The 24,830-nt window shown below is 70.3% G+C and carries 37 protein-coding genes; 34 read left to right on the forward strand and 3 right to left on the reverse strand.

Annotated elements, in window-relative coordinates; genetic code table 11:
• Nucleotides 1-195: 195 nt before the first annotated feature.
• From ACWIX7_RS16170 to ACWIX7_RS16180, 3 genes are all read right to left on the reverse strand, one after another.
• Complete coding sequence (locus ACWIX7_RS16170; protein WP_448617465.1) at nucleotides 196-1,239, reverse strand: LLM class F420-dependent oxidoreductase; 1,044 nt, start codon at nucleotides 1,237-1,239, stop codon at nucleotides 196-198.
• 169 nt (nucleotides 1,240-1,408) lie between these two features.
• Nucleotides 1,409-1,624, reverse strand: coding sequence for a hypothetical protein (locus ACWIX7_RS16175; RefSeq protein WP_072919054.1), 216 nt, complete (start codon nucleotides 1,622-1,624; stop codon nucleotides 1,409-1,411).
• Between the two features lie 150 nt (nucleotides 1,625-1,774).
• Nucleotides 1,775-2,746 carry a hypothetical protein gene (locus tag ACWIX7_RS16180; protein WP_448617466.1) on the reverse strand — a complete coding sequence of 324 codons (972 nt, stop codon included), beginning with the start codon at nucleotides 2,744-2,746 and terminating at the stop codon, nucleotides 1,775-1,777.
• A gap of 542 nt (nucleotides 2,747-3,288) precedes the next feature.
• Here ACWIX7_RS16180 and rpsL point away from each other — a divergent pair.
• The 34 genes from rpsL to ACWIX7_RS16350 all read left to right on the forward strand — a co-directional run bounded on the left by rpsL (nucleotide 3,289) and on the right by ACWIX7_RS16350 (nucleotide 24,693).
• Nucleotides 3,289-3,663: a 30S ribosomal protein S12 gene (gene rpsL / locus ACWIX7_RS16185; protein ID WP_012950487.1), complete on the forward strand. Its 375-nt coding sequence runs from the start codon at nucleotides 3,289-3,291 to the stop codon at nucleotides 3,661-3,663.
• A 1-nt stretch (nucleotide 3,664) separates the two neighbouring features.
• Nucleotides 3,665-4,135, forward strand: a complete 471-nt coding sequence (gene rpsG / locus ACWIX7_RS16190; RefSeq protein ID WP_091213426.1) for a 30S ribosomal protein S7 — start codon at nucleotides 3,665-3,667, stop codon at nucleotides 4,133-4,135.
• Between the two features lie 99 nt (nucleotides 4,136-4,234).
• The gene (gene fusA, locus ACWIX7_RS16195) at nucleotides 4,235-6,334 is read left to right on the forward strand and encodes an elongation factor G (RefSeq protein ID WP_448617467.1); all 2,100 of its coding nucleotides are present in this window, start codon (nucleotides 4,235-4,237) and stop codon (nucleotides 6,332-6,334) included.
• A 173-nt stretch (nucleotides 6,335-6,507) separates the two neighbouring features.
• Nucleotides 6,508-7,701 carry an elongation factor Tu gene (gene tuf, locus ACWIX7_RS16200; protein ID WP_448617468.1) on the forward strand — a complete coding sequence of 398 codons (1,194 nt, stop codon included), beginning with the start codon at nucleotides 6,508-6,510 and terminating at the stop codon, nucleotides 7,699-7,701.
• A gap of 168 nt (nucleotides 7,702-7,869) precedes the next feature.
• Complete coding sequence (gene rpsJ, locus ACWIX7_RS16205; RefSeq protein WP_014742859.1) at nucleotides 7,870-8,175, forward strand: 30S ribosomal protein S10; 306 nt, start codon at nucleotides 7,870-7,872, stop codon at nucleotides 8,173-8,175.
• A gap of 15 nt (nucleotides 8,176-8,190) precedes the next feature.
• Complete coding sequence (gene rplC / locus ACWIX7_RS16210) at nucleotides 8,191-8,856, forward strand: 50S ribosomal protein L3 (RefSeq protein ID WP_448617469.1); 666 nt, start codon at nucleotides 8,191-8,193, stop codon at nucleotides 8,854-8,856.
• Nucleotides 8,853-9,827: a 50S ribosomal protein L4 gene (rplD, locus tag ACWIX7_RS16215; protein ID WP_448617470.1), complete on the forward strand. Its 975-nt coding sequence runs from the start codon at nucleotides 8,853-8,855 to the stop codon at nucleotides 9,825-9,827. Before rplC ends, rplD begins: the two co-directional genes overlap by 4 nt.
• Entirely contained in the window at nucleotides 9,824-10,126 is a 303-nt protein-coding gene (rplW, locus tag ACWIX7_RS16220) for a 50S ribosomal protein L23 (RefSeq protein ID WP_100497379.1), read from the forward strand. Before rplD ends, rplW begins: the two co-directional genes overlap by 4 nt.
• Nucleotides 10,127-10,170: 44 nt before the next feature.
• The gene (gene rplB, locus ACWIX7_RS16225; RefSeq protein WP_091213410.1) at nucleotides 10,171-11,004 is read left to right on the forward strand and encodes a 50S ribosomal protein L2; all 834 of its coding nucleotides are present in this window, start codon (nucleotides 10,171-10,173) and stop codon (nucleotides 11,002-11,004) included.
• Nucleotides 11,005-11,027: 23 nt separating this feature from the next.
• On the forward strand, nucleotides 11,028-11,309 hold the full coding sequence (rpsS, locus tag ACWIX7_RS16230; RefSeq protein ID WP_012950478.1) for a 30S ribosomal protein S19: 282 nt from the start codon (nucleotides 11,028-11,030) through the stop codon (nucleotides 11,307-11,309).
• A gap of 20 nt (nucleotides 11,310-11,329) precedes the next feature.
• Nucleotides 11,330-11,794 carry a 50S ribosomal protein L22 gene (gene rplV, locus ACWIX7_RS16235; RefSeq protein WP_091213408.1) on the forward strand — a complete coding sequence of 155 codons (465 nt, stop codon included), beginning with the start codon at nucleotides 11,330-11,332 and terminating at the stop codon, nucleotides 11,792-11,794.
• Entirely contained in the window at nucleotides 11,794-12,723 is a 930-nt protein-coding gene (rpsC, locus tag ACWIX7_RS16240; RefSeq protein WP_448617471.1) for a 30S ribosomal protein S3, read from the forward strand. The genes rplV and rpsC overlap by 1 nt, the downstream gene beginning before the upstream one ends.
• Before the next feature lie 4 nt (nucleotides 12,724-12,727).
• Nucleotides 12,728-13,144: a 50S ribosomal protein L16 gene (gene rplP / locus ACWIX7_RS16245; protein WP_091213405.1), complete on the forward strand. Its 417-nt coding sequence runs from the start codon at nucleotides 12,728-12,730 to the stop codon at nucleotides 13,142-13,144.
• Nucleotides 13,144-13,377 carry a 50S ribosomal protein L29 gene (gene rpmC, locus ACWIX7_RS16250; protein WP_012950474.1) on the forward strand — a complete coding sequence of 78 codons (234 nt, stop codon included), beginning with the start codon at nucleotides 13,144-13,146 and terminating at the stop codon, nucleotides 13,375-13,377. Before rplP ends, rpmC begins: the two co-directional genes overlap by 1 nt.
• Nucleotides 13,374-13,688 carry a 30S ribosomal protein S17 gene (rpsQ, locus tag ACWIX7_RS16255; RefSeq protein ID WP_342705390.1) on the forward strand — a complete coding sequence of 105 codons (315 nt, stop codon included), beginning with the start codon at nucleotides 13,374-13,376 and terminating at the stop codon, nucleotides 13,686-13,688. Before rpmC ends, rpsQ begins: the two co-directional genes overlap by 4 nt.
• 220 nt (nucleotides 13,689-13,908) lie before the next feature.
• The gene (gene rplN / locus ACWIX7_RS16260; protein WP_012950472.1) at nucleotides 13,909-14,277 is read left to right on the forward strand and encodes a 50S ribosomal protein L14; all 369 of its coding nucleotides are present in this window, start codon (nucleotides 13,909-13,911) and stop codon (nucleotides 14,275-14,277) included.
• A gap of 2 nt (nucleotides 14,278-14,279) precedes the next feature.
• Nucleotides 14,280-14,633: a 50S ribosomal protein L24 gene (gene rplX / locus ACWIX7_RS16265; protein ID WP_425284244.1), complete on the forward strand. Its 354-nt coding sequence runs from the start codon at nucleotides 14,280-14,282 to the stop codon at nucleotides 14,631-14,633.
• A 4-nt stretch (nucleotides 14,634-14,637) separates the two neighbouring features.
• The gene (rplE, locus tag ACWIX7_RS16270; RefSeq protein ID WP_446768801.1) at nucleotides 14,638-15,222 is read left to right on the forward strand and encodes a 50S ribosomal protein L5; all 585 of its coding nucleotides are present in this window, start codon (nucleotides 14,638-14,640) and stop codon (nucleotides 15,220-15,222) included.
• 21 nt (nucleotides 15,223-15,243) lie between these two features.
• The gene (locus ACWIX7_RS16275) at nucleotides 15,244-15,429 is read left to right on the forward strand and encodes a type Z 30S ribosomal protein S14 (RefSeq protein WP_012950469.1); all 186 of its coding nucleotides are present in this window, start codon (nucleotides 15,244-15,246) and stop codon (nucleotides 15,427-15,429) included.
• A 150-nt stretch (nucleotides 15,430-15,579) separates the two neighbouring features.
• On the forward strand, nucleotides 15,580-15,984 hold the full coding sequence (rpsH, locus tag ACWIX7_RS16280; protein WP_448617472.1) for a 30S ribosomal protein S8: 405 nt from the start codon (nucleotides 15,580-15,582) through the stop codon (nucleotides 15,982-15,984).
• 12 nt (nucleotides 15,985-15,996) lie between these two features.
• Complete coding sequence (rplF, locus tag ACWIX7_RS16285) at nucleotides 15,997-16,536, forward strand: 50S ribosomal protein L6 (protein ID WP_091213397.1); 540 nt, start codon at nucleotides 15,997-15,999, stop codon at nucleotides 16,534-16,536.
• The gene (gene rplR, locus ACWIX7_RS16290; protein ID WP_448617473.1) at nucleotides 16,536-16,946 is read left to right on the forward strand and encodes a 50S ribosomal protein L18; all 411 of its coding nucleotides are present in this window, start codon (nucleotides 16,536-16,538) and stop codon (nucleotides 16,944-16,946) included. The genes rplF and rplR overlap by 1 nt, the downstream gene beginning before the upstream one ends.
• A 76-nt stretch (nucleotides 16,947-17,022) precedes the next feature.
• Complete coding sequence (rpsE, locus tag ACWIX7_RS16295; protein WP_072919083.1) at nucleotides 17,023-17,637, forward strand: 30S ribosomal protein S5; 615 nt, start codon at nucleotides 17,023-17,025, stop codon at nucleotides 17,635-17,637.
• 1 nt (nucleotide 17,638) lies between these two features.
• Nucleotides 17,639-17,821: a 50S ribosomal protein L30 gene (rpmD, locus tag ACWIX7_RS16300; RefSeq protein WP_012950464.1), complete on the forward strand. Its 183-nt coding sequence runs from the start codon at nucleotides 17,639-17,641 to the stop codon at nucleotides 17,819-17,821.
• A 13-nt stretch (nucleotides 17,822-17,834) separates the two neighbouring features.
• A complete protein-coding gene (rplO, locus tag ACWIX7_RS16305; protein WP_448617474.1) occupies nucleotides 17,835-18,278 on the forward strand; it encodes a 50S ribosomal protein L15 in 444 nt (147 codons plus the stop codon).
• A gap of 149 nt (nucleotides 18,279-18,427) precedes the next feature.
• Complete coding sequence (gene secY, locus ACWIX7_RS16310) at nucleotides 18,428-19,738, forward strand: preprotein translocase subunit SecY (protein ID WP_448617475.1); 1,311 nt, start codon at nucleotides 18,428-18,430, stop codon at nucleotides 19,736-19,738.
• The gene (locus ACWIX7_RS16315; protein WP_448617476.1) at nucleotides 19,738-20,352 is read left to right on the forward strand and encodes an adenylate kinase; all 615 of its coding nucleotides are present in this window, start codon (nucleotides 19,738-19,740) and stop codon (nucleotides 20,350-20,352) included. The genes secY and ACWIX7_RS16315 overlap by 1 nt, the downstream gene beginning before the upstream one ends.
• Nucleotides 20,353-20,367: 15 nt before the next feature.
• Nucleotides 20,368-21,228, forward strand: a complete 861-nt coding sequence (map, locus tag ACWIX7_RS16320) for a type I methionyl aminopeptidase (protein WP_448617477.1) — start codon at nucleotides 20,368-20,370, stop codon at nucleotides 21,226-21,228.
• A 281-nt stretch (nucleotides 21,229-21,509) separates the two neighbouring features.
• Complete coding sequence (infA, locus tag ACWIX7_RS16325; protein ID WP_012950459.1) at nucleotides 21,510-21,731, forward strand: translation initiation factor IF-1; 222 nt, start codon at nucleotides 21,510-21,512, stop codon at nucleotides 21,729-21,731.
• A 70-nt stretch (nucleotides 21,732-21,801) separates the two neighbouring features.
• Nucleotides 21,802-21,915, forward strand: coding sequence for a 50S ribosomal protein L36 (gene rpmJ / locus ACWIX7_RS16330; protein ID WP_012950458.1), 114 nt, complete (start codon nucleotides 21,802-21,804; stop codon nucleotides 21,913-21,915).
• Nucleotides 21,916-21,929: 14 nt separating this feature from the next.
• Nucleotides 21,930-22,310 carry a 30S ribosomal protein S13 gene (rpsM, locus tag ACWIX7_RS16335; RefSeq protein ID WP_012950457.1) on the forward strand — a complete coding sequence of 127 codons (381 nt, stop codon included), beginning with the start codon at nucleotides 21,930-21,932 and terminating at the stop codon, nucleotides 22,308-22,310.
• Nucleotides 22,311-22,406: 96 nt separating this feature from the next.
• Nucleotides 22,407-22,814, forward strand: coding sequence for a 30S ribosomal protein S11 (gene rpsK / locus ACWIX7_RS16340; protein WP_012950456.1), 408 nt, complete (start codon nucleotides 22,407-22,409; stop codon nucleotides 22,812-22,814).
• 35 nt (nucleotides 22,815-22,849) lie between these two features.
• Nucleotides 22,850-23,476, forward strand: a complete 627-nt coding sequence (gene rpsD / locus ACWIX7_RS16345) for a 30S ribosomal protein S4 (protein ID WP_448617478.1) — start codon at nucleotides 22,850-22,852, stop codon at nucleotides 23,474-23,476.
• 140 nt (nucleotides 23,477-23,616) lie between these two features.
• On the forward strand, nucleotides 23,617-24,693 hold the full coding sequence (locus ACWIX7_RS16350; RefSeq protein ID WP_448617479.1) for a DNA-directed RNA polymerase subunit alpha: 1,077 nt from the start codon (nucleotides 23,617-23,619) through the stop codon (nucleotides 24,691-24,693).
• Nucleotides 24,694-24,830: the final 137 nt, after the last annotated feature.

The raw sequence follows: 24,830 nt of genomic DNA on the forward strand, positions 1-24,830 counted from the left end.
TGACGGAAGGGCCCCGCAGGTCGACTGACCTGCGGGGCCCTCTGCGCTGTCCGGTGCTCGGCGGTGATCGGCTCACCTGATCACCGCCGGTCCTGGCTCACCGTCAGTGCTGAGCCAGGGACCGGCAAGCATGAGCCAGGATGGCGGGAGCGCGCGCACGAGCCCAGTGGCGTCACGTGACGGAACCGGGTGCGCTCACCGGTCGGCGATCTTCCGCATCGTCTCGACGGTGCGGAGTCGGCCCTCGGGGCTGCCGTCGAGGGGCTGCAGCACGAGCGTCGTCACGCCCGCCTCGCGGAAGGCGGCCACCCGCTCGGCGACGTAGGACTCCGGGCCGACGAGGGAGACCGCCCGCACCAGCTCCTCGGGGACGACGGCGGCCGCCTCGTCCTTCCTGCCGTCGAGGTAGAGGTCCTGGATGGTGCGGGCCTCGTCCTCGTAGCCGTAGCGCCGGGCGAGGTCGTTGTAGAAGTTCTTGCCGCGGGCACCCATGCCGCCGATGTAGAGGGCCAGTTGGGGGCGCACCTGCTCCAGCATCGGGTCGACGTCGTCCCCGATGGCGACCGCGACGCCCACGACGATCTGCAGCTCGCCCAGGGCCGGGTCCCGCTTGGCCTTCCCGGCGGCCAGTGAGTTCCCCCAGACGGTGCCCGCCCTCTCCGGCATGAGGAAGATCGGCTCCCAGGCCTCGGCGATCTCGGCGGCCAGCTCGACGTTCTTGGGGCCGAGGGCGGCCAGCATGACCGGGATCCGGTCGCGCACCGGGGTGTTGATGAGCTTGAGCGGCTTGCCCAGGCCGGTGCCCTGCTCGGCCGGCAACGGGATCGCGTACTTGGGGCCCTCGTGGACCAGCCGCTCCCGGCGCCACACCTGCCGGCAGATCTCCACGACCTCCCGGGTGCGCTGCAGCGGGGCGTCGTAGGGGACGCCGTGCCAGCCTTCGATCACCTGGGGGCCGGAGGCGCCCAGCCCGAGGGTGAAGCGGCCGCCGGACACGAAGTCCAGACCCGCGGCCGTCATCGCGGTCAGGGCCGGGGTGCGACTGTAGATCGGGAAGATCCCGCTCATCAGCTCGACGCGCTCGGTCACCGCGGCCAGGTAGCCCAGCTGGCTGACGGCGTCGAAGGTGTAGACCTCCGCGACCGTCGCGAGGTCGAGTCCCGCCGACTCGAGCTCGCGGATCTCCGCGGCGGTCTCGCGGAACCCCCCGCTGTAGCTGGCCTGGATGCCGATGCGCACGTCCACTCCTCAGGTCGGCGACGCCACCGTTGGCGCCGCCGCCGACCGTATCGGGGGGCCGGGCGGGCGGCCCCGTCCAGGGCACCGCCCGAGCCTGGTGACGTGTTGGAGCGGCCACCCTCCAGGGCACCGCCCCGAGCGTGCGAGAGGTGGGGAACGGGGTCCTTCGTCAGAGCGGCCGGACGACCCCGACGACCTCGGTCACCACACGGACGCCGTCGACGTCCCCGGGCACCCGCTCGGCGGCGTGCGCGTCGGCCAGGTCCACCTTCACGACGTAGCCGCTGTCCCGCCGGGCCAGCCCGACACCGACGACGCCCGGGTCGGCCGCCAGGCGGTGGCTGAGGGCGCTCTTGGCGGCTCGGGCGGACGCGCGGTCGGTCATGCACCCATGGTGCCCTGTCGAGCCGCCGGATGGCAGTACAAGGACCCCCTGCCCCCCACCCCTCGCAGGCTCGGGCGGGACCCTGCAGGGGGCCTCCGTCCTCCTCACCCCTCGCCAGCTCGGGGCGGTGCCCTGGGCGGGCCGGCACGTCTAGGAGGGGACCCACTGGAGGTCCAGGACCGACAGCACGGTGGCCATGGGGTTGGCGAAGGTGACCCCGCCACCGGTGCGCCCACCCGTCTCGCTGCCCGCGAAGAGCAGGCCGAGGGGCGCGCGGTCGGCGCTCCGCCAGATCACCGAGCCGCTGTCGCCGCCGGCGCTGAAGGCACCCGCGACGCCGTCGATCTCGAGCTGGTCGTCGAAGGTGTAGAGACCCTGGTCGTACTGCACCGCCACGCCGTCGACCTCCACGGCGCTGACCCGCCCGAGCGTGTACCCGGTGGTGCGCCCGACCTTCTCCACCCGCTCGTCGGGCTCGACGTCATCCACCTCAGCGGGGTCGGCCCCCAGCGGCCCGCCGGGGAGCCGACCCGGCTCCAGCGGCACCTCGGCGTCGACGACGGCGACCGCGGCGTCCACCCGGTTGGGCCGGTCGGCGGTGAACCGCTCGAAGGCCGCCAGGGTGGCCACCCGGTCGGTCGTGGGGTCCCCGCCGTCGGCCGGGCCGGGCTGCAGCACCGGGTCGCCCACCGCGGCGGCGTCGGCGGCGGCGAGCACGTGGTTGTTGGACAGGATCGCCAGCCGCCCGCCGACCCGGACGAAGCCGCCGAGCGTCCCGGCGGAGACCGTCGGGTGGCCCACGGACAGGCCGGGGACGAGCGGCCGGGTGCGTCGCTGGAGCTCCTCCGGCGTCGGAGCGGTCAGTGCCCGGACGGCGCCGATGACGCGGACGTCGACCTCGTCGAGCACCGCGTCGTCCAGACCGGACAGGAGGACGTCGGCGTCCTCCTTCGCCGCCAGCCGGATGGCCAGGTGCGCCTGGTCCGGGCCGACGGGCGCCAGTCCCAGGGCCGGGCGCGCCCATGGCTGTCCCCCGGCGTCGCTGGCCGTCACCGTCCCGCCGGAACGGGCCAGCCGGGCCGACAGGTGGGCCTTCAGCTCGCGGGCGAGGTCGACGTGCACGGGATCCTCCGGTTGCGCTGGGTGGGCGTCCTGGCACCGACCGTAGGGCCGGGGTACGACAGTCCTGGGCGCCGGGGTGTCGGTCCGGCGACGCGACCCGGGAGCGGGCCGGAGCCGATACAGTCCCCCCACACCCGGCCCGCGCCGGCTCCGCCGACCCGGCCAGGGAACACCAGGCCATCGGACGGCGTTGACCCCTGCGTACCCCGGTGGAACAGGGCTCGACCCCGCCCGCCGAGCCGCGCAGGACCCGGCTTTGACCGGTCTCCGGCACGCGGGTATCGTGGTCAGCCGTGCCCAGGGTGCCCTGGGCCTGCTCCCGTTCGCGGTGCGCCTGCCGACAGGTGGTGGCGCCGAGTCGCGGGGGGCGACCGATCCGGTTCGAACCGCCGGCCGGTCCTGGGAAGGGCGACACGCCCGACCGCGGGGACCGGTGTTGGGTCACGGCCGGGGACGGGTAAGACCCCGGCAGGACCGACACCCGGCACAGCGAAGCACCGTCCACAGCACGACCCAGCGCAGGTAGGAGATCCAGGCCACCCATGCCCACGATCAACCAGCTGGTCCGCAAGGGCCGCGAGGACAAGGTCGAGAAGACCAAGACCCCGGCGCTGAAGGGCTCCCCTCAGCGTCGTGGGGTGTGCACCCGCGTGTACACGACGACGCCGAAGAAGCCGAACTCGGCGCTGCGCAAGGTCGCTCGCGTCCGCCTCACCAGTGGCATCGAGGTGACCGCCTACATCCCGGGCGTCGGCCACAACCTGCAGGAGCACTCGATGGTGCTCGTGCGCGGCGGTCGCGTGAAGGACCTCCCCGGCGTGCGCTACAAGATCATCCGCGGCTCGCTCGACACCCAGGGTGTCCGCAACCGCAAGCAGGCTCGCAGCCGGTACGGCGCGAAGAAGGAGAAGAGCTGACATGCCGCGCAAGGGCCCCGCACCGCGCCGCCCGCTGGTCGCCGACCCGGTGTACCAGTCGCCGTTGGTGACCCAGCTGGTCAACAAGGTGCTCGTCGACGGCAAGCGCTCGGTCGCCGAGGCGATCGTCTACGGCGCCCTCGAGGGTTGCCGCGCCAAGACCGACACCGACCCGGTGGTCACGCTCAAGCGCGCGCTGGACAACGTCAAGCCGGCCCTCGAGGTCCGCAGCCGCCGCGTCGGTGGTGCGACCTACCAGGTCCCGGTCGAGGTCCGTGCCTCGCGTAGCACCACCCTCGGCCTGCGCTGGCTGATCCAGTACAGCCGGGCCCGTCGCGAGAAGACCATGACCGAGCGTCTGATGAACGAGCTGCTCGACGCGAGCAACGGTCTGGGTGCTGCGGTGAAGCGTCGCGAGGACACCCACAAGATGGCCGAGTCCAACAAGGCCTTCGCGCACTACCGCTGGTAAGTGCGACCCCGGCTGGCTCTGCCAGCCCCCGCGGCCGGCGGGTGTCCCGGGCCACGACCCGGACACCGCACGCGGACCCGATCCAAAGAGGAGAGACACATGGCCGACACCCAGGCCACCCTCGCCAAGACCCGCAACATCGGGATCATGGCGCACATCGACGCCGGCAAGACCACGACGACCGAGCGCATCCTCTTCTACACCGGTATCAACTACAAGATCGGTGAGGTCCACGACGGCGCGGCCACGATGGACTGGATGGAGCAGGAGCAGGAGCGCGGCATCACCATCACGTCCGCCGCGACGAAGTGCTCCTGGAACGGCTACGACATCAACATCATCGACACCCCCGGGCACGTCGACTTCACCGTCGAGGTGGAGCGGTCGCTGCGGGTGCTCGACGGTGCCGTCGCGGTCTACGACGGTGTCGCCGGCGTGGAGCCGCAGACCGAGCAGGTCTGGCGGCAGGCCGAGAAGTACGGCGTCCCGCGCATGTGCTTCGTCAACAAGCTCGACCGCACGGGCGCGAACTTCTTCCGGTGCGTCGACATGATGGTCGAGCGGCTGGGCGCCAACCCCCTGGTGCTGCAGCTGCCGATCGGGGCCGAGGCCGACTTCATCGGCGTCGTCGACCTGGTGCAGATGCGTGCGCTGACCTGGCGCGGCGAGACCGCCATGGGTGAGGACTACTCGGTCGAGGAGATCCCCGCCGACCTCGCCGACCAGGCCGCCGAGTACCGCGAGAAGCTGCTCGAGGGCATCGCCGACTTCGACGACGAGCTCATGGAGGCCTACCTCGGTGGCGAGGACATCTCCGTCGACCGTCTGAAGGCCGCGATCCGCAAGGCGACCATCGCCGCGCAGGTCAACCCGGTCCTCACCGGGACGGCGTTCAAGAACAAGGGCATCCAGCCCCTGCTCGACGCCGTCACCGACTACCTGCCCAGCCCGCTGGACGTCGAGGCGATCGTCGGCACCGCGCTGGACGGCGAGACCGAGGTCCTCCGGCACGCTGACGAGAGCGAGCCGTTCTCGGCGCTGGCCTTCAAGATCCAGACCGACCAGCACCTCGGCAAGCTGACCTATGTCCGCGTGTACTCCGGCAAGCTCTCCTCCGGGTCCCCGGTGCTCAACAGCACCAAGGACCGCAAGGAGCGGATCGGCAAGATCTACCAGATGCACGCCAACAAGCGCGAGGAGCGCGAGGGCGTGGGCGCCGGCCAGATCGTGGCGGTCGTCGGCCTCAAGCAGACCACCACGGGTGACACGCTCTGCGACCCGCAGAACCCGGTCATCCTGGAGTCGATGACCTTCCCCGCGCCGGTCATCTCGGTCGCCATCGAGCCGAAGACCAAGAGCGACCAGGAGAAGCTCGGCACGGCCATCCAGAAGCTGGCCGAGGAGGACCCGACCTTCCAGGTCAAGCTCGACGAGGAGACCGGTCAGACGGTCATCTCCGGCATGGGCGAGCTGCACCTGGAGATCCTCGTCGACCGCATGCGGCGCGAGTTCAAGGTCGAGGCCAACGTCGGCAAGCCGCAGGTCGCGTACCGCGAGACGATCCGGAAGGCCGTCGAGAAGTACGACTACACCCACAAGAAGCAGACCGGTGGGTCGGGTCAGTTCGCGAAGGTCCAGGTCACCCTGGAGCCGCTCGAGATCAGTGGCGACTCGGCGACCTACGAGTTCGAGAACGCCGTCACCGGTGGTCGCGTCCCGAGGGAGTACATCCCCTCGGTCGACCAGGGCATCCAGGACGCCATGCAGTACGGCATCCTCGCCGGCTACCCGGTCGTGGGCGTCAAGGCCACCCTGGTGGACGGCCAGTACCACGAGGTCGACTCCTCGGAGATGGCCTTCAAGATCGCTGGCTCGATGGTCTTCAAGGAGGCTGCCCGCAAGGCCAGCCCGGCTCTGCTCGAGCCGATGATGGCCGTCGAGGTCGTCACGCCCGAGGACTACATGGGTGACGTCATCGGCGACCTGAACTCCCGGCGCGGGATGATCCAGGCGATGGAGGAGCGCTCCGGCGCCCGCGTCGTCCGGGCACTGGTCCCGCTCTCGGAGATGTTCGGCTACGTGGGCGACCTGCGCAGCCGCACCCAGGGGCGGGCGAGCTACACCATGGTGTTCGACTCGTACGCCGAGGTCCCGGCCAACGTCGCCAAGGAGATCATCGCGAAGGCGACGGGAGAGTGAGCATCGCAGGGCCGTCGACGGCCCGAGGCGCGAAGCGATCCCGGAGCCGAGCCATGGACATCGCCGAGGCGACCGGCGAGTGACCCGCCGGGCGGGGTACGCCCCCGCCCCGCCCCCAGCAAGCCCACCCCAGAGTTCGCGCACGACTGCGACACCACGAGGAGAGGAACCCAGTGGCCAAGGCCAAGTTCGAGCGGACCAAGCCGCACGTCAACATCGGCACCATCGGGCACATCGACCACGGTAAGACCACGCTGACCGCGGCGATCACCAAGGTGCTGCACGACAAGTACCCGGACCTCAACGAGGCGTCGGCCTTCGACCAGATCGACAAGGCGCCCGAGGAGAAGGCCCGCGGCATCACGATCTCGATCGCCCACGTCGAGTACCAGACGGAGAACCGTCACTACGCGCACGTCGACTGCCCCGGGCACGCCGACTACATCAAGAACATGATCACCGGTGCGGCGCAGATGGACGGCGCCATCCTGGTCGTGGCCGCCACCGACGGCCCGATGCCGCAGACCAAGGAGCACGTCCTCCTGGCCCGCCAGGTCGGCGTCCCCTACATCGTCGTGGCGCTCAACAAGGCCGACATGGTCGACGACGAGGAGATCCTCGAGCTCGTCGAGCTGGAGGTCCGTGAGCTGCTGTCCGAGTACGAGTTCCCGGGTGACGACGTCCCCGTGGTCCGCGTCTCGGCGCTCAAGGCCCTCGAGGGCGACGCCGAGTGGGGCGACAAGCTCATGGAGCTGATGAACGCCGTCGACACCGCCATCCCCGAGCCGCAGCGCGAGGTCGACAAGCCCTTCCTCATGCCGGTCGAGGACGTCTTCACCATCACCGGTCGCGGCACGGTCGTCACCGGTCGCGTGGAGCGCGGCATCGTCAAGGTGAACGAGGAGGTCGAGATCGTCGGCATCCGCCCCTCGTCGACCAAGACCACCGTCACCGGCGTCGAGATGTTCCGCAAGCTGCTCGACCAGGGCCAGGCCGGCGACAACGTGGGTCTGCTGCTCCGCGGCATCAAGCGCGAGGACGTCGAGCGCGGCCAGGTCGTCGTGAAGCCGGGTTCGATCACCCCGCACACCAACTTCGAGGGTTCGGTCTACATCCTCTCGAAGGACGAGGGTGGCCGTCACACGCCCTTCTTCAACAACTACCGTCCGCAGTTCTACTTCCGGACCACGGACGTCACGGGCGTCGTGACCCTGCCGGCCGGCACCGAGATGGTCATGCCGGGCGACAACACCGAGATGACGGTCGAGCTCATCCAGCCGATCGCCATGGAGGAGGGCCTGCGGTTCGCCATCCGTGAGGGTGGCCGTACCGTCGGCGCCGGTCGCGTCACCAAGATCATCAAGTAACACACCCCGACGGGCGGCGGCACACCCCTGTGCCGCCGCCCGTCCTCGGGTGACCGTGCCATGTGGGCACGGACACCCATCCCGCTGGGGCCAGACCGGATGAGGTCCGGACCACCCGGCGTTCCCCAGCTACGAACAGACACCGATCGGCAGGAGCAGAAGACAGCGATGGCGGGACAGAAGATCCGCATCCGGCTGAAGGCCTACGACCACGAGGCGATCGACGCCTCGGCGCGGCGCATCGTCGACACGGTGACCAAGACCGGTGCGCGCGTCGTCGGCCCGGTGCCGCTGCCGACGGAGAAGAACGTGTACTGCGTCATCCGCTCGCCGCACAAGTACAAGGACTCGCGCGAGCACTTCGAGATGCGCACGCACAAGCGCCTCATCGACATCCTCGACCCGACGCCGAAGACGGTGGACGCGCTCATGCGCATCGACCTGCCGGCCTCGGTCGACGTCAACATCCAGTAAGGGCAGTCAGCAGACATGGCGAGCACATTCCGTGGTCTTCTCGGCGAGAAGCTGGGCATGACCCAGGTCTTCGACGAGAACAACCGCATCGTGCCGGTGACCGTCGTCAAGGCGGGCCCGTGTGTGGTGACCCAGGTGCGCACCCCCGAGGTGGACGGCTACAGCGCCGTCCAGCTCGGGTTCGGTGAGATCGACCCGCGCAAGGTGAACAAGCCCGAGGGCGGGCACTTCGCCAAGGCGGGCGTGACGCCGCGCCGGCACCTGGTGGAACTGCGCACGAAGGACGCGTCGGACTACACGGTCGGCCAGGAGCTGACCGCCGAGGTCTTCGACGGCGTGGCCAAGGTCGACGTCATCGGCACCAGCAAGGGCAAGGGCACGGCCGGTGTCATGAAGCGGCACGGCTTCCACGGCCTGGGCGCCGCGCACGGCACCCAACGCAAGCACCGGTCGCCCGGCTCCATCGGCGGGGCCTCGACGCCCGGCCGCGTGTTCAAGGGCCTGCGCATGGCCGGTCGCATGGGCGCGGTCAAGACGACGACCCTGTCGCTGAACGTCCACAAGGTGGACGTCGAGCGCGGGCTGCTGCTGATCAAGGGCGCGATCCCCGGCCCGAAGGGCGGGCTCGTGCTCGTCCGCTCGGCCGTCAAGGGTGGCCCCGTGGGGAGTGAGAACCAGTGACCACGTCCATCGACGACGGGGCGACCGGTACCCGGACCGACCGTCAGGTCGACGTCCGGACCCCGGCGGGGGAGACCTCCGGCAGCGTGACGCTGCCCGGTGAGCTCTTCGACGCGTCGGCAAACGTCTCGCTGATGCACCAGGTCGTGGTGGCCCAGCTGGCCGCCGCGCGCCAGGGCACGCACGCGACGAAGACCCGCGGCCAGGTCAGCGGTGGTGGCGCCAAGCCGTACCGCCAGAAGGGCACCGGCCGGGCCCGTCAGGGCTCGACCCGCGCGCCGCAGTTCGCCGGCGGTGGCACCGTCCACGGCCCCCAGCCGCGGGACTACTCGCAGCGGACGCCGAAGAAGATGAAGGCCGCCGCGCTCCGCGGCGCGCTGTCCGACCGGGCCCGCGAGAACCGCGTGCACGTGGTCAGCACCTTCGTCGACGGCGACGCCCCGAAGACCAAGGCCGCGCTGGCGACCCTCCAGTCGGTGACCCAGGCCAAGCGGGTGCTCGTGGTCCTCGACCGCGAGGACGTCCTCAACTGGGTGAGCCTGCGCAACCTGCCGCAGGTGCACCTGCTCGAGGCCAGCCAGCTCAACACCTACGACGTGCTGGTCGCCGACGAGGTCGTGTTCACCGAGGCCGCGCTCGCCGAGTACGTCTCCGGGCCCGCCAAGGGCCGCGGCGTCGCCAAGCCCGACCTGACGACGCCGGACGTGCCGGGTGCCATCCCGTCGATCCAGCCGGCCGAGGGCACCACCGACCTCGACCTGGGCGAGACCCCGGCCGAGCCGGCTCCGGCGCAGACCGCTGCGAGGACGGCCGCGCCGACGGCCGCATCGCCCGAGGACGCCGCGCCGGCGACCGCAGCCGAGGCTGCTGCGGCCCCGGCCGAGCAGGCCGAGGCCGCCAACGCGGGGGTCGACGCCACTGCGCCCACCGAGGACGGCACCACCGACGCGACCCCCGAGGAGAAGGCATGAGCGTCCGCGACCCCCGGGACGTCTTGCTGTCCCCGGTCATCTCCGAGAAGAGCTACGGCCTGCTCGACGAGAACCAGTACACGTTCGTCGTCCTGCCCGAGGCCAACAAGACGCAGATCAAGATCGCGGTCGAGCAGGTCTTCAACGTGAAGGTCCTCGGCGTGAACACGATCAACCGCCAGGGCAAGCGCAAGCGCAGCCGGGGCAACAAGCTCGGCAAGCGCAAGGACACCAAGCGCGCCATCGTCTCGCTGGCGCCCGGCGACCGCATCGAGATCTTCGGCGGTCCCGGCGCCTGAGCGCCGCGACCGATCGGACCAGAGACAGAGGAACTGAGTCAGCAATGGCTATCCGCAAGTACAAGCCGACGACGCCGGGCCGCCGCGGCTCCAGCGTCGCCGACTTCGCCGAGGTCACCCGCGACCATCCCGAGAAGTCGCTGGTCCGGCCGCTGCACGGTCGCGGCGGGCGCAACGTCCACGGGAAGGTCACCGCGCGGCACCAGGGGGGCGGGCACAAGCGCGCCTACCGGGTGATCGACTTCCGCCGGGCCGACAAGGACGGCGTGCCGGCCAAGGTCGCGCACATCGAGTACGACCCGAACCGCACCTCGCGCATCGCGCTGCTGCACTTCGCCGACGGCGAGAAGCGCTACATCATCGCGCCGGCCCGGCTCAAGCAGGGCGACACGGTGGAGTGCGGCCCCTCGGCCGACATCAAGCCGGGCAACAACCTGCCGCTGCGCAACATCCCCGTCGGCACGGTGGTCCACGCCATCGAGCTGCGGCCCGGTGGCGGTGCCAAGATTGCCCGCTCGGCCGGCACCAGCGTCCAGCTGGTCGCCCGTGAGGGCCGCCTGGCGCAGCTGCGCATGCCGTCGGGCGAGATCCGCAACGTCGACGTCCGCTGCCGCGCGACCGTCGGTGAGGTGGGCAACGCCGAGCAGTCGAACATCAACTGGGGCAAGGCCGGCCGCATGCGGTGGAAGGGCAAGCGCCCGACCGTCCGCGGTGTCGCCATGAACCCGGTGGACCACCCGCACGGCGGTGGTGAGGGCAAGACCTCCGGTGGTCGCCACCCGGTGAACCCGAAGGGCAAGCCGGAGGGCCGCACGCGCAAGCGCAAGGCCAGTGACGCCCTGATCGTGCGCCGCCGGCGCACCAACAAGAAGCGCTGAGCGGGTAGAGGAGTCCGACAGACATGCCACGCAGCCTGAAGAAGGGCCCGTTCGTCGACGACCACCTGCTCAAGAAGGTGGACGCGCAGAACGACAAGGGCACCAAGAACGTCATCCGGACCTGGTCGCGCCGTTCGACGATCATCCCGGACATGCTCGGCCACACGATCGCCGTCCACGACGGCCGCAAGCACGTGCCGGTCTTCGTGACCGAGGCGATGGTCGGGCACAAGCTCGGCGAGTTCGCTCCCACCCGCACCTTCCGTGGGCACGTGAAGGACGACCGCCGGTCCCGGCGCGGCTGACCAGGTAGAGAGAGATCCCCATGACATCCCAGCTGGGACAGGAGACGCCGGTCGCCCGGGCCACCGCCCGGTTCGTCCGCGTCACCCCCATGAAGGCACGCCGGGTGGTGGACCTCATCCGCTACCTGCCGACCGACGAGGCCCTGGCACTGCTGCGCTACGCGCCGCAGGCCGCCAGCGAGCCGGTCCTCAAGGTGGTGGCCAGCGCGGTCGCCAACGCCGAGCACAACCTGCGGCTCGACCCCGCGGCGCTGGTCGTCAGCGCGGCGTACGTCGACGAGGGCCCGACGCTGAAGCGGATCCGTCCGCGCGCCCAGGGCCGCGCCTACCGCATCAACAAGCGGACCTGCCACATCACCGTCGAGGTCGCGGAGGTCTCCTCCAGCACCGAGCTCGCCGGGAAGTCGCGCACGGCCCGCCGCCGCACCGGGCAGTCCGGCCCGGCTGCGCAGCAGAAGAGCAACACGAGGGGAGGGACCCGCTAGTGGGTCAGAAGGTCAACCCGCACGGGTTCCGTCTGGGCATCACCACCGACTACAAGTCCCGGTGGTACGCCGACAAGCTGTACAAGGACTACGTCAAGGAAGACGTCGCGATCCGCAAGCTCATGTCCAAGGGCATGGAGCGGGCCGGCATCTCCAAGGTCGAGATCGAGCGCACCCGTGACCGGGTCCGCGTCGACATCCACACCGCCCGGCCGGGCATCGTCATCGGCCGCCGCGGCGCGGAGGCCGACCGGATCCGCGGCGAGCTGGAGAAGCTCACCGGCAAGCAGGTGCAGCTGAACATCCTCGAGGTGAAGAACCCCGAGGCCGACGCGCAGCTGGTCGCCCAGGGCGTCGCCGAGCAGCTCTCCAGCCGGGTCAGCTTCCGCCGCGCCATGCGCAAGGCCATGCAGTCGGCCCAGCGCAGCCCGCAGGTCAAGGGCATCCGGGTGCAGTGCTCCGGTCGCCTGGGTGGCACCGAGATGAGCCGGTCGGAGTTCTACCGCGAGGGCCGCGTGCCGCTGCACACCCTCCGGGCGAACATCGACTACGGCATCTACGAGGCCCGGACCACCTTCGGCCGCATCGGCGTGAAGGTCTGGATCTACAAGGGCGACGCCAGCGGCTCGCGTGCCGAGCGGGAGGCCCTCGAGGCCCTCGCCGCCCGGCAGCAGCGCCGTGAGCGCTCGCAGCGGCCGCGCCGCTCGGGCTCCTCGGGCACCACCGCCGGCGGGACCGAGGCCGGCCGCGCCGCCGCCGAGTCCTCGACCGGCCCGGCCGTCGACACCACCGACAGCGCGGTGGCCGCGACCTCCGGTGAGGCCGCTGCCCAGCAGTCCGTCGCCGACGCCGCCGGCCCCGAGGCCACCGCTGCGGCCGAGAACACGGCCGCGCAGAACCCCACCACGTCGACTGAGCAGGGGGTCTGACACCGTGCTGATCCCACGGCGCGTCAAGCACCGCAAGCAGCACCACCCGAGCCGCTCGGGTCGTGCCAAGGGCGGTACCCAGATCAACTTCGGCGAGTACGCCATCCAGGCGCTCGAGCCGGCGTACGTGACCAACCGGCAGATCGAGTCCGCTCGTATCGCCATGACCCGCCACATCCGCCGTGGCGGGAAGGTCTGGATCTCCATCTACCCGGACCGCCCGCTCACCAAGAAGCCGGCCGAGACCCGCATGGGTTCCGGTAAGGGCTCGCCGGAGTGGTGGGTCGCCAACGTCAAGCCGGGTCGGATCATGTTCGAGCTGTCGGGCGTGGCCGAGCCGGTGGCTCGCGAGGCGATGCGCCGCGCGATCCACAAGCTGCCGATGAAGTGCCGCTTCATCACTCGTGAAGGAGAGGTGTGATGGCCGCCGGTCTGACCGCTCCCGAGCTGCGTGAGCTCTCCGTCGAGGAGCTCGCCACGCGGCTGCGCGAGTCGAAGGAAGAACTGTTCAACCTGCGGTTCCAGGTGGCCACCGGCCAGCTGGACAACAACCGGCGGCTGCAGACCGTCCGCCGCGACATCGCCCGGATCTACACGATCATGCGCGAGCGCGAGCTGGGCCTCTCGGTCGCCCCGAGCGAGGGTGTGGCATGAGCGAGCCCCAGTCGGCGGCTACGTCGAACACTGCTGCCGCGTCGGGCCCCGGCCTGGCCGGCCGTGGCTACCGCAAGGTCCGCGAGGGTCTCGTGGTCAGCGACAAGATGGACAAGACCATCGTCGTCGAGGTCGAGGACCGCGTGAAGCACGGCCTCTACGGCAAGGTCATTCGTCGCACCAGCAAGCTGAAGGCCCACGACGAGCAGCAGGTCGCCGGCATCGGTGACCGCGTGCAGATCATGGAGACCCGGCCGACGTCGGCCACCAAGCGGTGGCGGCTGGTCGAGGTCCTCGAGAAGGCCAAGTAGGCCGGTCGGGGCCCACGTGGTCCCCGTCGGAGGCGCCCTCCGGGGCGGGTCCAGGAGCGAGTACCCTGGACGACTGGCGCGCTCTCGCGGGTGCGCCCATCCCGGTACCCGTGCTCGGACGCACCGGCGGCTGACGCTGCCGGTGCGTCCGCACGTGGGTCCCGGACAGCCGGTTCACCGTTCCGGCCCGGCTGTCACAACTGAGATCAGGGAGTAGGACGTGATCCAGCAGGAGTCGCGACTGCGGGTCGCCGACAACACCGGTGCGAAGGAGATCCTCTGCATCCGGGTGCTCGGCGGGTCGGGGCGACGCTACGCGGGCATCGGTGACGTCATCGTCGCCACCGTCAAGGACGCGCTGCCCGGTGCGGGGGTCAAGCGGGGCGACGTCGTCAAGGCCGTCGTCGTCCGCACGGTGAAGGAGCGTCGTCGTCCGGACGGCTCCTACATCCGCTTCGACGAGAACGCCGCCGTCATCATCCGCGACAGCGGCGACCCGCGCGGTACGCGCATCTTCGGCCCGGTGGGCCGAGAGCTCCGCGACAAGCGCTTCATGCGGATCATCTCGCTCGCTCCGGAGGTGCTGTGACCATGGCTGCGAAGAAGGACACGACGGCCAAGGCGCCGTCGATGAAGGTCAAGAAGGGCGACACCGTCGTGGTGCTGTCCGGCAAGGACAAGGGCGCCAAGGGCCGGGTGATCGCCGCCTACCCGAAGCTGCAGAAGGTCCTCGTCGAGGGCGTGGGCCGGGTCAAGAAGCACACCCGGATCAGCTCCAACCAGCGTGGTGCCCAGTCGGGCGGGATCGTCACGCAGGAGGCTCCCATCCACGTGAGCAACGTGATGGTGATCGACTCCGAGGACAAGCCGACCCGGGTCGGCTACCGCAAGGACGAGGAAGGCCGCAGCATCCGGGTCTCGCGGCGCACCGGTAAGGACCTCTGACGCCATGAGTGCACCCACCCGTGAGCTGCCCCGCATGCTCGCCCGCTACCGCGACGAGATCGTCCCGGCCCTGCAGGACGAGTTCGGCTACGAGAACGTCATGCAGATCCCGCGGCTGACCAAGATCGTGGTCAACATGGGCGTCGGCGAGGCCACCCGCGACGCCAAGCTGATGGACGGTGCGGTCCGCGACCTGACCGCCATCACCGGGCAGAAGCCGGCCGTCGTCCGGGCCCGCAAGTCCATCGCCCAGTTCAAGCTGCGCGAGGGCATGCCGATCGGCGCGAAGGTCACCCTGCGCGGCGACCGCATGTGGGAGTTCCTGGACCGGCTGCTGTCGCTGGCCCTGCCCCGCATCCGTGACTTCCGTGGCCTCAACGCCAAGCAGTTCGACGGTCACGGCAACTACACGTTCGGCCTGACCGAGCAGTCGATGTTCCGCGAGATCGACGTCGACAAGATCGACCGTCCGCGCGGCATGGACATCACGCTGGTCACCACCGCCACGAACGACGAGGAGGGTCGCGAGCTCCTCCGCCTGCTGGGCTTCCCGTTCGCCGGCCAGCCCGTCGTCACCACCACCCGCTGAGCCGGGGGAGGAGACACCCACATGGCCAAGAAGGCGCTGATCAACAAGGCGGCCCGCAAGCCGAAGTTCGCGGTCCGCGGCTACACCCGGTGCCAGCGGTGCGGTCGCCCGCACTCGGTCTTCCGCAAGTTCGGCCTGTGCCGGATCTGCCTGCGGGAGATGGCGCACGCCGGCGAGCTGCCGGGCGTCAGCAAGTCCAGCTGGTAAAGGACCCGGCTGCCCCCACGACACGCTTCGCGCGCCGTGGGGGCCTGCAGCCGGGCCGTTCCACCCCCTCACCAGGCACCACCGATCGCCGAGAGGCCCGCGCGAGACCGCGTGAGGAACCGCGGCGAGAGAGGCACGACACCCATGACGATGACCGACCCGATCGCGGACATGCTGACGCGGATCCGGAACGCCAACCAGGCGTACCACGACTCCACGACCATGCCGTCGTCCAAGTTGAAGACGCACATCGCCGAGATCCTCCAGCAGGAGGGCTACATCGCCGGCTGGACCGTCAACGAGGTCGAGAAGGACGGCACCACCCGCAAGGAGCTGGTGGTGGACCTCAAGTACGGCCCCAACCGTGAGCGGAGCATCGCCGGCGTCCGGCGCGTCTCCAAGCCCGGTCTGCGGGTGTACGCCAAGTCCAACGCGCTGCCGAAGGTGCTCGGCGGCCTCGGGGTGGCCATCATCTCCACCTCGACCGGGCTGCTGACCGACCGCCAGGCGAACAAGAAGGGCGTGGGTGGGGAAGTCCTCGCCTACGTCTGGTGAGGAGCGAGTGACATGTCGCGGATCGGACGACTGCCGATTCCCGTGCCCGGTGGCGTGGACGTCACCATCGACGGCCAGACGCTGAGCGTCAAGGGTCCCAAGGGCACGCTGAACCACACCGTCGCCTCGCCGATCACCGTCGAGCGCGGCGAGGACGGCACGCTGCAGGTGCAGCGCCCTGACGACGAGCGGGAGAGCCGGGCCCTGCACGGGCTGTCGCGCACGCTCATCGCCAACATGATCACCGGCGTCACCGAGGGCTACACCAAGACCCTCGAGATCGTCGGCGTCGGGTACCGCGTGCAGGCCCGCGGGTCGGACCTCGAGTTCGCCCTGGGCTACAGCCACCCGGTGCCGGTGAGGGCCCCCGAGGGCATCACCTTCACGGTCGAGTCCCCGACCCGCCTGCGGGTGACCGGGATCGACAAGCAGCTGGTGGGCCAGGTCGCGGCCAACATCCGTGGACTGCGCCGTCCGGACCCGTACAAGGGCAAGGGCGTGCGCTACCAGGGCGAGGTCGTCAAGCGCAAGGTCGGGAAGACGGGTAAGTGATGGCACAGACCGAGAAGAGCGGCGCTCGGGTGCACAAGCCCGTGGGCACCGACATCAGCACCGCGCGGCGGGTCTCCCGCCTGCGCCGGCACACCCGGCTGCGCAAGCGCGTGGGGGGCACCCCGGAGCGCCCGCGCCTGGTGGTCAACCGCAGCTCGCGGCACATCCACGTCCAGGTCGTCGACGACACCGTCGGCCGTACCCTGGTGAGTGCCTCGACGCTGGACGCCAGCCTGCGCGGCGCCGAGGGCGACAAGTCCACGCTGGCCCGCCGGGTCGGCGCCCTGGTGGCCGAGCGCGCCCAGGCCGCCGGCATCACCGCGGTCGTCTTCGACCGGGGCGGCAACCGGTACCAGGGCCGCATCGCGGCGCTGGCCGACGGCGCCCGAGAGGGTGGCCTGGACTTCTGATGGACTCGCGGGACCGCAAGCCGAGCACCGTGGTGACTCGGCGGATCGACACAGAGCAGATCGAGAGGGACGTCTGATGCCAGGACCACAGCGACGCGGCGGCGGTGCCGGCGGCGGCAACGACCGCCGTGACCGTCGTGACGGCGGGCGGGGGCCCGGCGGCGCGCCTGCCGAGAAGAGCAACTTCATCGAGCGCGTGGTTGCCATCAACCGCGTGTCCAAGGTCGTCAAGGGTGGTCGGCGCTTCAGCTTCACCGCCCTGGTGATCGTGGGCGACGGCGACGGCACCGTGGGCGTCGGCTACGGCAAGGCCAAGGAGGTGCCCGCGGCCATCGCCAAGGGCGTCGAGGAGGCCAAGAAGCACTTCTACAAGGTGCCGCGGATCGCCAGCACCATCCCGCACCCCGTTCAGGGTGAGGCGGCGGCCGGCGTCGTGCTGCTGAAGCCGGCCAGCCCCGGTACCGGTGTCATCGCCGGTGGTCCGGTGCGTGCCGTGCTGGAGTGCGCCGGCATCCACGACGTGCTCTCCAAGAGCCTCGGGTCCTCGAACCCGATCAACATCGTGCACGCGACCATGCAGGCGCTGAAGGACCTCGTCCGTCCCGAGGAGATCGCGGCCCGCCGTGGTCTGCCGCTCGAGGACGTCGCTCCCGCCGCCATGCTGCGGGCGCGTGCTGGCCAGGGGGTCTGAGATGGCGCAGCTGAAGGTCACCCAGATCCGGTCGGCGATCGGCACCAAGCCCAACCAGCGCCAGACGCTGCGTTCGCTGGGGCTCAAGCGGGTCAACGACTCGGTCGTCCAGGAGGACCGTCCCGAGATCCGCGGGATGGTCGCGACGGTGCCGCACCTGGTCACCGTCGAAGAGATCAGCTGAGCAGGGGCATCACATGACTCTCAAGGTCCACCACCTGCGTCCGGCCCCCGGCGCCCACACCCCCAAGACCCGTGTGGGTCGCGGTGAGGGCTCCAAGGGCAAGACGGCCGGTCGCGGCACCAAGGGCACCGGCGCGCGCGGGAACACCTCGGCGCGCTTCGAGGGCGGGCAGACGCCGCTGCACATGCGGCTGCCCAAGCTCTCGGGATTCAAGAACCGGAACAAGGTCGTCTTCCAGGTCGTCAACCTCGACCGGATCGCGGCCCTGTTCCCCCAGGGCGGCTCGGTGAACCCCGACTCCCTCGCCGAGGCCGGCGCCGTGCGCCGTGGCCAGCCGGTGAAGGTCCTCGGCACCGGCGACCTGGGCGGTGTCCGGGTGCACGTGCACGCGCACGCCTTCTCCGCGTCCGCCGCCGAGAAGATCGGCGCGGCCGGGGGCAGCACCACCCGCATCTGAGAAAGGACCACCCTTCCCCCCACGCCTCGCACGCTCGGCGTGGGCCCCTGAAGGATGGCCGTTCCAGCAAGTCACCCGCGGCCCGGCGGCTTCCGTAGCCGCCGGGCCGCGCATTGCTAACCTCAACCGGACCGAGCAGGGGAGGGCACGTGCTGCAGGCGTTCGCCGCGGCGTTCCGGACGCCAGACCTCCGGCGCAAGCTGCTGTTCTCCCTGGCGATCATCGCCGTGTACCGCCTGGGTGCCGCCATCCCCGGGCCGGGCGTCTCGGTGGAGGCCATCAACAGCTGTCTCGAGCAGGCGCAGGCCTCCGACCAGCGGGACCTCTACTCGCTGGTGAACCTCTTCTCCGGCGGCGCGCTGCTGCGGCTGTCGGTCTTCGCGCTCGGCATCATGCCGTACATCACCGCGAGCATCATCGTGCAGCTGCTCGTCGTGGTCATCCCGCGCTTCGAGCAGCTGAAGAAGGAAGGGCAGTCGGGCCAGCAGAAGCTGACCCAGTACACCCGCTACCTCACGATCGCCCTCGCGATCCTGCAGAGCACCGGCATCATCGCCCTGGCCCGCAGCGGTCAGCTCTTCCCCGGCTGCTCGCAGGACATCATCCCGTCGAGCTCCATCTGGACGACGGTCGTCCTGGTGGTCGCGCTGACCGCCGGCACCGCCGTGATCATGTGGCTGGGCGAGCTGCTGACCGAGAAGGGGATCGGCAACGGCATGTCCGTGCTGATCTTCACCTCGATCGCCGCCCGGATCCCCGCCGAGGGCGGCTCGATCCTGCAGACCCGCGGTGCCGTGGTCTTCGCCGTCGTCTGCGCCTTCGCGCTGCTGATCATCGGGGCGGTGGTCTACGTCGAGCAGGCCCAGCGCCGCATCCCGGTGCAGTACGCCAAGCGCATGGTCGGCCGCCGGATGTACGGCGGGACGTCGACCTACTTGCCGCTGAAGGTCAACCAGGCCGGCGTCATCCCGGTCATCTTCGCCTCGTCGCTGCTCTACCTGCCGCAGCTGATCACCCAGCTGCAGGGCGACGAGACCGGTCCGGTGCGGCAGTTCTTCGAGAACTACGTCATCGACCAGAGCAGCCCGGTGCACGTGGCCCTGTACTTCGGACTGATCGTCTTCTTCACGTACTTCTACGTGTCGATCACGTTCAACCCGGAGGAGCGCGCCGACGACATGAAGCGCTACGGCGGCTTCATCCCCGGCATCCGCCCCGGCCGCCCCACCGCGGAGTACCTGCAGTACGTCCTGTCCCGGATCACCCTCCCGGGCTCGATGTACCTGGGGATCGTGGCGGTCCTGCCCAACTTCTTCCTCTCCGTCACGCAGGAGGGGCAGAACCAGAACTTCCCGTTCGGTGGCACCGCGGTGCTGATCATGGTCGGAGTGGGGTTGGAGACGGTGAAGCAGATCGAGACGCAACTCAACCAGCGCAACTACGAAGGGTTCCTGAAGTAGTGCGCGTCGTGCTGCTGGGCCCTCCTGGAGCAGGCAAGGGGACCCAGGCGCAGGTCATCGCCGACCGGCTGGGGGTCCCGGCCATCTCGACCGGTGACATCTTCCGCGCCAACGTGAGCGGCGAGACCGAGCTCGGGCTGCAGGCCAAGAGCTACATGGACGCCGGTGACCTGGTCCCCGACGAGATCACCGTGGCCATGGTCAAGGACCGGCTCGCCGAGACCGACGCCAAGGGCGGTTTCCTGCTCGACGGCTTCCCGCGGACGATCGCCCAGGCCGAGCAGCTGCGGGACTCGCTGCGCGAGCTCGGCCAGGCCCTGGACTGCGTGCTCGAGCTCGTCGTCGACGAGGACGAGCTGGTGCGCCGGCTCTCCGGTCGCCGCGTGCTCGTCGACGGTGAGTGGGTGCAGCGGGACGACGACAAGCCGGAGACCGTGCGGCACCGGCTGCACGTCTACCGGGAACAGACCGCCCCGCTGTCGGGTTGGTACGACACCGAGGGACTGCTGACCCGGATCGACGCCATCGGCGCGGTCGAGGAGGTCACCGAGCGGGCGATGGGCGCGCTCGAGGCCTGCGGAGGTCGGCGTCCCGACGAGTCGGGCGCGGGCTGAGGGCAGGCGGCGCAGATGACGGCCGCGGGGATCCTCGGCCGGATCCCGCTGCTGGCGAAGTGGAGTGGACGGATGATCCAGATCAAGACGCCGCACGAGATCGAGCTCATGCGGGGTGCGGGCCTCGTCGTGGCCGAGGCCATCGCGGCCGTCCGCGCCGCCGTCCGGCCCGGTGTCACCACCGGTGAGCTGGACGCCATCGCCGAGGACCACATCCGCAGCGCCGGCGCCGTGCCGTCCTTCTTGGGCTACCACGGCTTCACCGGCAGCATCTGCGCGTCCATCAACGACGAGATCGTGCACGGGATCCCGGACCGGGGCCGCACCCTCGCCGAGGGCGACAACATCTCCATCGACTGCGGCGCCATCCTGCAGGGCTGGCACGGCGACTCGGCGGTGACCGTGACCGTCGGGCCGCCCTCGGCGGAGGACGCGGCGCTGATCGACGTCACCGAGCGGTCCATGTGGGCGGGCCTGGCCAAGGCGCTCGCCGGCGGGCGGCTGACCGACATCAGCCACGCCGTCGAGCAGACGATCACCGCCGAGCAGCACCCGTACGGGATCGTCGACCACTACGGCGGGCACGGCATCGGCACCGAGATGCACCAGGACCCGCACGTGCTGAACTACGGGCGCGCCGGGCGCGGCCCGCGGCTGGTGCCCGGGCTGGCACTGGCCATCGAGCCGATGGTGACCGTGGGTGACCCGGCCACGGTCGAGCTCGAGGACGGCTGGACCGTGGTCACCAAGGACGGGTCGCGCGCGGCCCACTTCGAGCACACCGTCGCCATCACCCCCGAGGGCCCCTGGGTCCTCACGGCGGAGGACGGCGGCGTCGCGGGGCTGGCTCCCTTCGGGATCACCCCCCGCACCTGAAGAAGGACCTCCCTCCTCCCCACGCCTCGCAAGCTCGGCGCGGGCCCCTGGAGGGAGGCCAGGTGTGACAGGACCCTGGTTGGAGAGCCCGGCCGCGGCGGGGTACAGTGAACGACGGCGTTCGCGCCGCCCTGTTGTCGTGCTGTGGCCGTACGACCCGGGGCGCCCTCGCGGGAGCGCCTGCACCACCCGTTCTGTACACCCCTGAGTGCGTCCGCCGGGCCCCGGCGTGAGCGCGCGAGGGACACCAGCACCACCGAGTCAGGGAGGCCGTGTCGGGCATGGCGAAGAAGGACGGGGCCATCGAGGTCGAGGGTCGCGTCGTCGAGCCGCTGCCCAACGCGATGTTCCGGGTCGAGCTGCAGAACGGGCACCGGGTGCTCGCCCACATCAGCGGCAAGATGCGCCAGCACTACATCCGCATCCTGCCCGAGGACCGCGTGGTCGTGGAGCTCTCGCCCTACGACCTGACCCGCGGTCGCATCGTCTACCGGTACAAGTAACCGCCGCTGCGCGCCGCCCGAGGGGCCGGCGCGCCCGGCGCACGATCGACAGGAATGAGGGGCGGCACCGGTGAAGGTCCAGCCGTCGGTGAAGAAGATCTGCGACAAGTGCAAGGTGATCCGCCGGCACGGCCGGGTCATGGTCATCTGCGATAACGCCCGCCACAAGCAGCGGCAGGGCTGAGGGAGTACCTGGACATGGCACGACTGGCCGGCGTCGACCTCCCCCGCGACAAGCGGATGGAGATCGCGCTCACCTACATCTACGGCATCGGCAAGACCCACGCCAAGGAGACCCTGGCCGCGACGGGCGTCAGCCCCGACCTGCGCGTCCGGGACCTCGGCGACGAGGACCTGCTGAGGCTGCGCGACTACATCGACGAGCACTTCCGCGTCGAGGGTGACCTGCGCCGCGAGGTGGCCGCCGACATCCGCCGCAAGGTGGAGATCGGCTGCTACCAGGGCCTGCGCCACCGCCGCGGTCTGCCCGTGCACGGGCAGCGCACCCGCACCAACGCGCGCTCCAGCAAGGGCCCGCGCAAGACCATCGCCGGCAAGAAGAAGGCCGGCAAGAAGTAAGCCGTGAGGCGCGTCGTCGCACGACCCGTGAGGGCGGGAGCGACGGCGCGCTGCTCGTGCTCATCTGGCCACTGATCAGAAGGAAACCGGAGAGACATGCCTCCCAGGGCTCGCGCCGCGGCTGGTGCCAAGAAGGTCCGCCGCAAGGAGAAGAAGAACGTCGCCCACGGCGCCGCGCACATCAAGAGCACCTTCAACAACACGATCGTGTCGATCACCGACCCCACCGGGAATGTGATCAGCTGGGCCTCCGCCGGCCACGTCGGCTTCAAGGGCTCGCGCAAGTCCACGCCGTTCGCCGCGCAGATGGCCGCCGAGAACGCCGCGCGCAAGGCGCAGGAGCACGGCATGCGCAAGGTCGACGTCTTCGTCAAGGGCCCCGGCTCCGGCCGGGAGACCGCCATCCGGTCCCTCCAGGCCACCGGCCTCGAGGTCGGCCAGATCCAGGACGTGACCCCGCAGCCGCACAACGGCTGCCGCCCGAAGAAGCGCCGCCGGGTCTGACCGGCCACAGACGAGACTGACGAGGAGTACCTGACGTGGCCCGTTACACCGGAGCCGACTGCCGCATGTGCCGGCGCGAGAAGATGAAGTTGTTCCTCAAGGGCAGCAAGTGCGAGTCCCCGAAGTGCCCGATCGAGATCCGGCCCTACCCGCCGGGCGAGCACGGCCGGGGCCGCAGCAAGGACAGCGAGTACCTGCTGCAGCTGCGCGAGAAGCAGAAGGCGCGCCGCATCTACGGCGTCCTGGAGAAGCAGTTCCGCGGCTACTACGAAGAGGCCAACAAGAAGTCGGGCAAGACCGGTGAGGTCCTGCTGCAGATCCTCGAGTCGCGCCTGGACAACGTCGTGTACCGGGCCGGTTTCGCCGAGTCCCGCGACATGGCCCGCCAGCTGGTGCGCCACGGTCACATCCGGGTCAACGGCCGCAAGGTCGACATCCCGTCGTACCGGGTCAGCGCCAACGACATCATCGAGGTCGCCGAGAAGTCGCGGCGGATGCTGCCCTTCGAGATCGCCCAGGCCCGCGCCGGCGAGCGCCCCGTGCCGCCGTGGCTGGAGGTCATCAGCAGCCAGCTGCGCGTGCTGGTCCACAGCGTCCCGGCCCGCCAGGTGATCGACACCCCGGTCCAGGAGCAGCTGATCGTCGAGCTCTACTCCAAGTAGGAGCTCGCCGCCTGGTGCAGGAGCGCACAGCTCCTGCACCAGGCCGGCTCCGGCGGTCGGACAGATGTCCGTCGGGGCCCGCACCACCCCCTCACGGCGTCATATGGCGGGCGCCGGAGGACATCGAGGAGAACACCACCATGCTCATCGCACAGCGCCCGACGCTGACCGAGGAGACCATCACCGAGTCGCGTTCGCGGTTCGTCATCGAGCCGCTGGAGCCCGGCTTCGGCTACACCCTCGGCAACTCGCTGCGCCGCACCCTCCTGTCGTCGATCCCCGGCGCTGCTGTCACCAGCATCCGGATCGAGGGCACCCTGCACGAGTTCACCACCGTGCCGGGCGTCAAGGAGGACGTCACCGAGATCATCCTCAACCTCAAGGGCCTGGTCGTCAGCTCCGACTCCGACGAGCCGGTGACCATGTACCTGCGCAAGCAGGGTCCCGGTGAGGTCACCGCCGCCGACATCGCGCCCCCGGCCGGTGTCGAGGTGCACAACCCCGAGCTGCACATCGCCACGCTGAACGGCAAGGGCCGGCTGGAGATCGAGCTGGTCGTCGAGCGGGGCCGCGGCTACGTGCCGGCGCCGCAGAACAAGCAGCCCGGCCAGGAGATCGGCCGCATCCCGGTCGACTCGATCTACTCGCCGGTCCTCAAGGTGACCTACGCCGTCGAGGCCACCCGTGTCGAGCAGCGGACCGACTTCGACCGCCTGGTCGTCGACGTCGAGACCAAGCCGTCGATCGCCCCCCGCGACGCCATCGCCAGCGCCGGCTCCACCCTGGTCGAGCTCTTCGGCCTGCTGCGCGAGCTGAACATCGACGCCGAGGGCATCGAGGTCGGGCCGAGCCCGGCCGAGGCCGCCGACATCGCCAACTTCTCGATGCCGATCGAGGACATGGACCTCACCGTCCGGTCCTACAACTGCCTTAAGCGCGAGGGCGTGCACACCGTCGGTGAGCTCGTGACCCGCTCCGAGGCGGACCTGCTGGACATCCGGAACTTCGGGGCCAAGTCCATCGACGAGGTCAAGATGAAGCTGGCGGCCATGGGCCTGGCGCTCAAGGACAGCCCGCCCGGGTTCATCCCCACCTCGGTCGAGAGCTACGACGAGGGCTACGAGACCGATGCCTACCAGGGCCACGGCGAGTTCGCCGCCGGCTACGACCAGGCGCAGTACGACGACGGCTCCTACCAGGAGACCGAGCAGCTCTGAGAAGGACCCCGCTGCCCCCGCCGTGACAGGACCCCGTCCTCCCCACCCTTCGCAAGTTCAGGGCGGGACCCGGGACGGGGCCGGCGGCGGGATACTGCAGCGGGGCGGGTCGGACGGCGGGGCGACCCGCCGTCCGG

This window comes from Geodermatophilus sp. URMC 65, assembly GCF_053502545.1.

Bases quoted from the DNA above. Each gene is read 5' to 3' on its own strand.
- rpsE (WP_072919083.1), top strand. From the start codon at position 17,023: ATGCCAGGACCACAGCGACGCGGCGGCGGTGCCGGCGGCGGCAACGAC.
- rplF (WP_091213397.1), top strand. From the start codon at position 15,997: ATGTCGCGGATCGGACGACTGCCGATTCCCGTGCCCGGTGGCGTGGAC.
- rplX (WP_425284244.1), top strand. From the start codon at position 14,280: ATGGCTGCGAAGAAGGACACGACGGCCAAGGCGCCGTCGATGAAGGTC.
- fusA (WP_448617467.1), top strand. From the start codon at position 4,235: ATGGCCGACACCCAGGCCACCCTCGCCAAGACCCGCAACATCGGGATC.
- rpmC (WP_012950474.1), top strand. From the start codon at position 13,144: ATGGCCGCCGGTCTGACCGCTCCCGAGCTGCGTGAGCTCTCCGTCGAG.
- rplV (WP_091213408.1), top strand. From the start codon at position 11,330: ATGACATCCCAGCTGGGACAGGAGACGCCGGTCGCCCGGGCCACCGCC.
- rplW (WP_100497379.1), top strand. From the start codon at position 9,824: ATGAGCGTCCGCGACCCCCGGGACGTCTTGCTGTCCCCGGTCATCTCC.
- rpsM (WP_012950457.1), top strand. From the start codon at position 21,930: ATGGCACGACTGGCCGGCGTCGACCTCCCCCGCGACAAGCGGATGGAG.
- ACWIX7_RS16350 (WP_448617479.1), top strand. From the start codon at position 23,617: ATGCTCATCGCACAGCGCCCGACGCTGACCGAGGAGACCATCACCGAG.
- map (WP_448617477.1), top strand. From the start codon at position 20,368: ATGACGGCCGCGGGGATCCTCGGCCGGATCCCGCTGCTGGCGAAGTGG.
- rpsK (WP_012950456.1), top strand. From the start codon at position 22,407: ATGCCTCCCAGGGCTCGCGCCGCGGCTGGTGCCAAGAAGGTCCGCCGC.
- rplO (WP_448617474.1), top strand. From the start codon at position 17,835: ATGACTCTCAAGGTCCACCACCTGCGTCCGGCCCCCGGCGCCCACACC.
- ACWIX7_RS16275 (WP_012950469.1), top strand. From the start codon at position 15,244: ATGGCCAAGAAGGCGCTGATCAACAAGGCGGCCCGCAAGCCGAAGTTC.
- rpmD (WP_012950464.1), top strand. From the start codon at position 17,639: ATGGCGCAGCTGAAGGTCACCCAGATCCGGTCGGCGATCGGCACCAAG.
- rpsS (WP_012950478.1), top strand. From the start codon at position 11,028: ATGCCACGCAGCCTGAAGAAGGGCCCGTTCGTCGACGACCACCTGCTC.
- rplR (WP_448617473.1), top strand. From the start codon at position 16,536: ATGGCACAGACCGAGAAGAGCGGCGCTCGGGTGCACAAGCCCGTGGGC.
- rplC (WP_448617469.1), top strand. From the start codon at position 8,191: ATGGCGAGCACATTCCGTGGTCTTCTCGGCGAGAAGCTGGGCATGACC.
- rpsQ (WP_342705390.1), top strand. From the start codon at position 13,374: ATGAGCGAGCCCCAGTCGGCGGCTACGTCGAACACTGCTGCCGCGTCG.
- rplB (WP_091213410.1), top strand. From the start codon at position 10,171: ATGGCTATCCGCAAGTACAAGCCGACGACGCCGGGCCGCCGCGGCTCC.
- rpsG (WP_091213426.1), top strand. From the start codon at position 3,665: ATGCCGCGCAAGGGCCCCGCACCGCGCCGCCCGCTGGTCGCCGACCCG.
- rpsL (WP_012950487.1), top strand. From the start codon at position 3,289: ATGCCCACGATCAACCAGCTGGTCCGCAAGGGCCGCGAGGACAAGGTC.
- ACWIX7_RS16175 (WP_072919054.1), bottom strand. From the start codon at position 1,624: ATGACCGACCGCGCGTCCGCCCGAGCCGCCAAGAGCGCCCTCAGCCAC.
- infA (WP_012950459.1), top strand. From the start codon at position 21,510: ATGGCGAAGAAGGACGGGGCCATCGAGGTCGAGGGTCGCGTCGTCGAG.
- rplE (WP_446768801.1), top strand. From the start codon at position 14,638: ATGAGTGCACCCACCCGTGAGCTGCCCCGCATGCTCGCCCGCTACCGC.
- rpsH (WP_448617472.1), top strand. From the start codon at position 15,580: ATGACCGACCCGATCGCGGACATGCTGACGCGGATCCGGAACGCCAAC.
- rpsJ (WP_014742859.1), top strand. From the start codon at position 7,870: ATGGCGGGACAGAAGATCCGCATCCGGCTGAAGGCCTACGACCACGAG.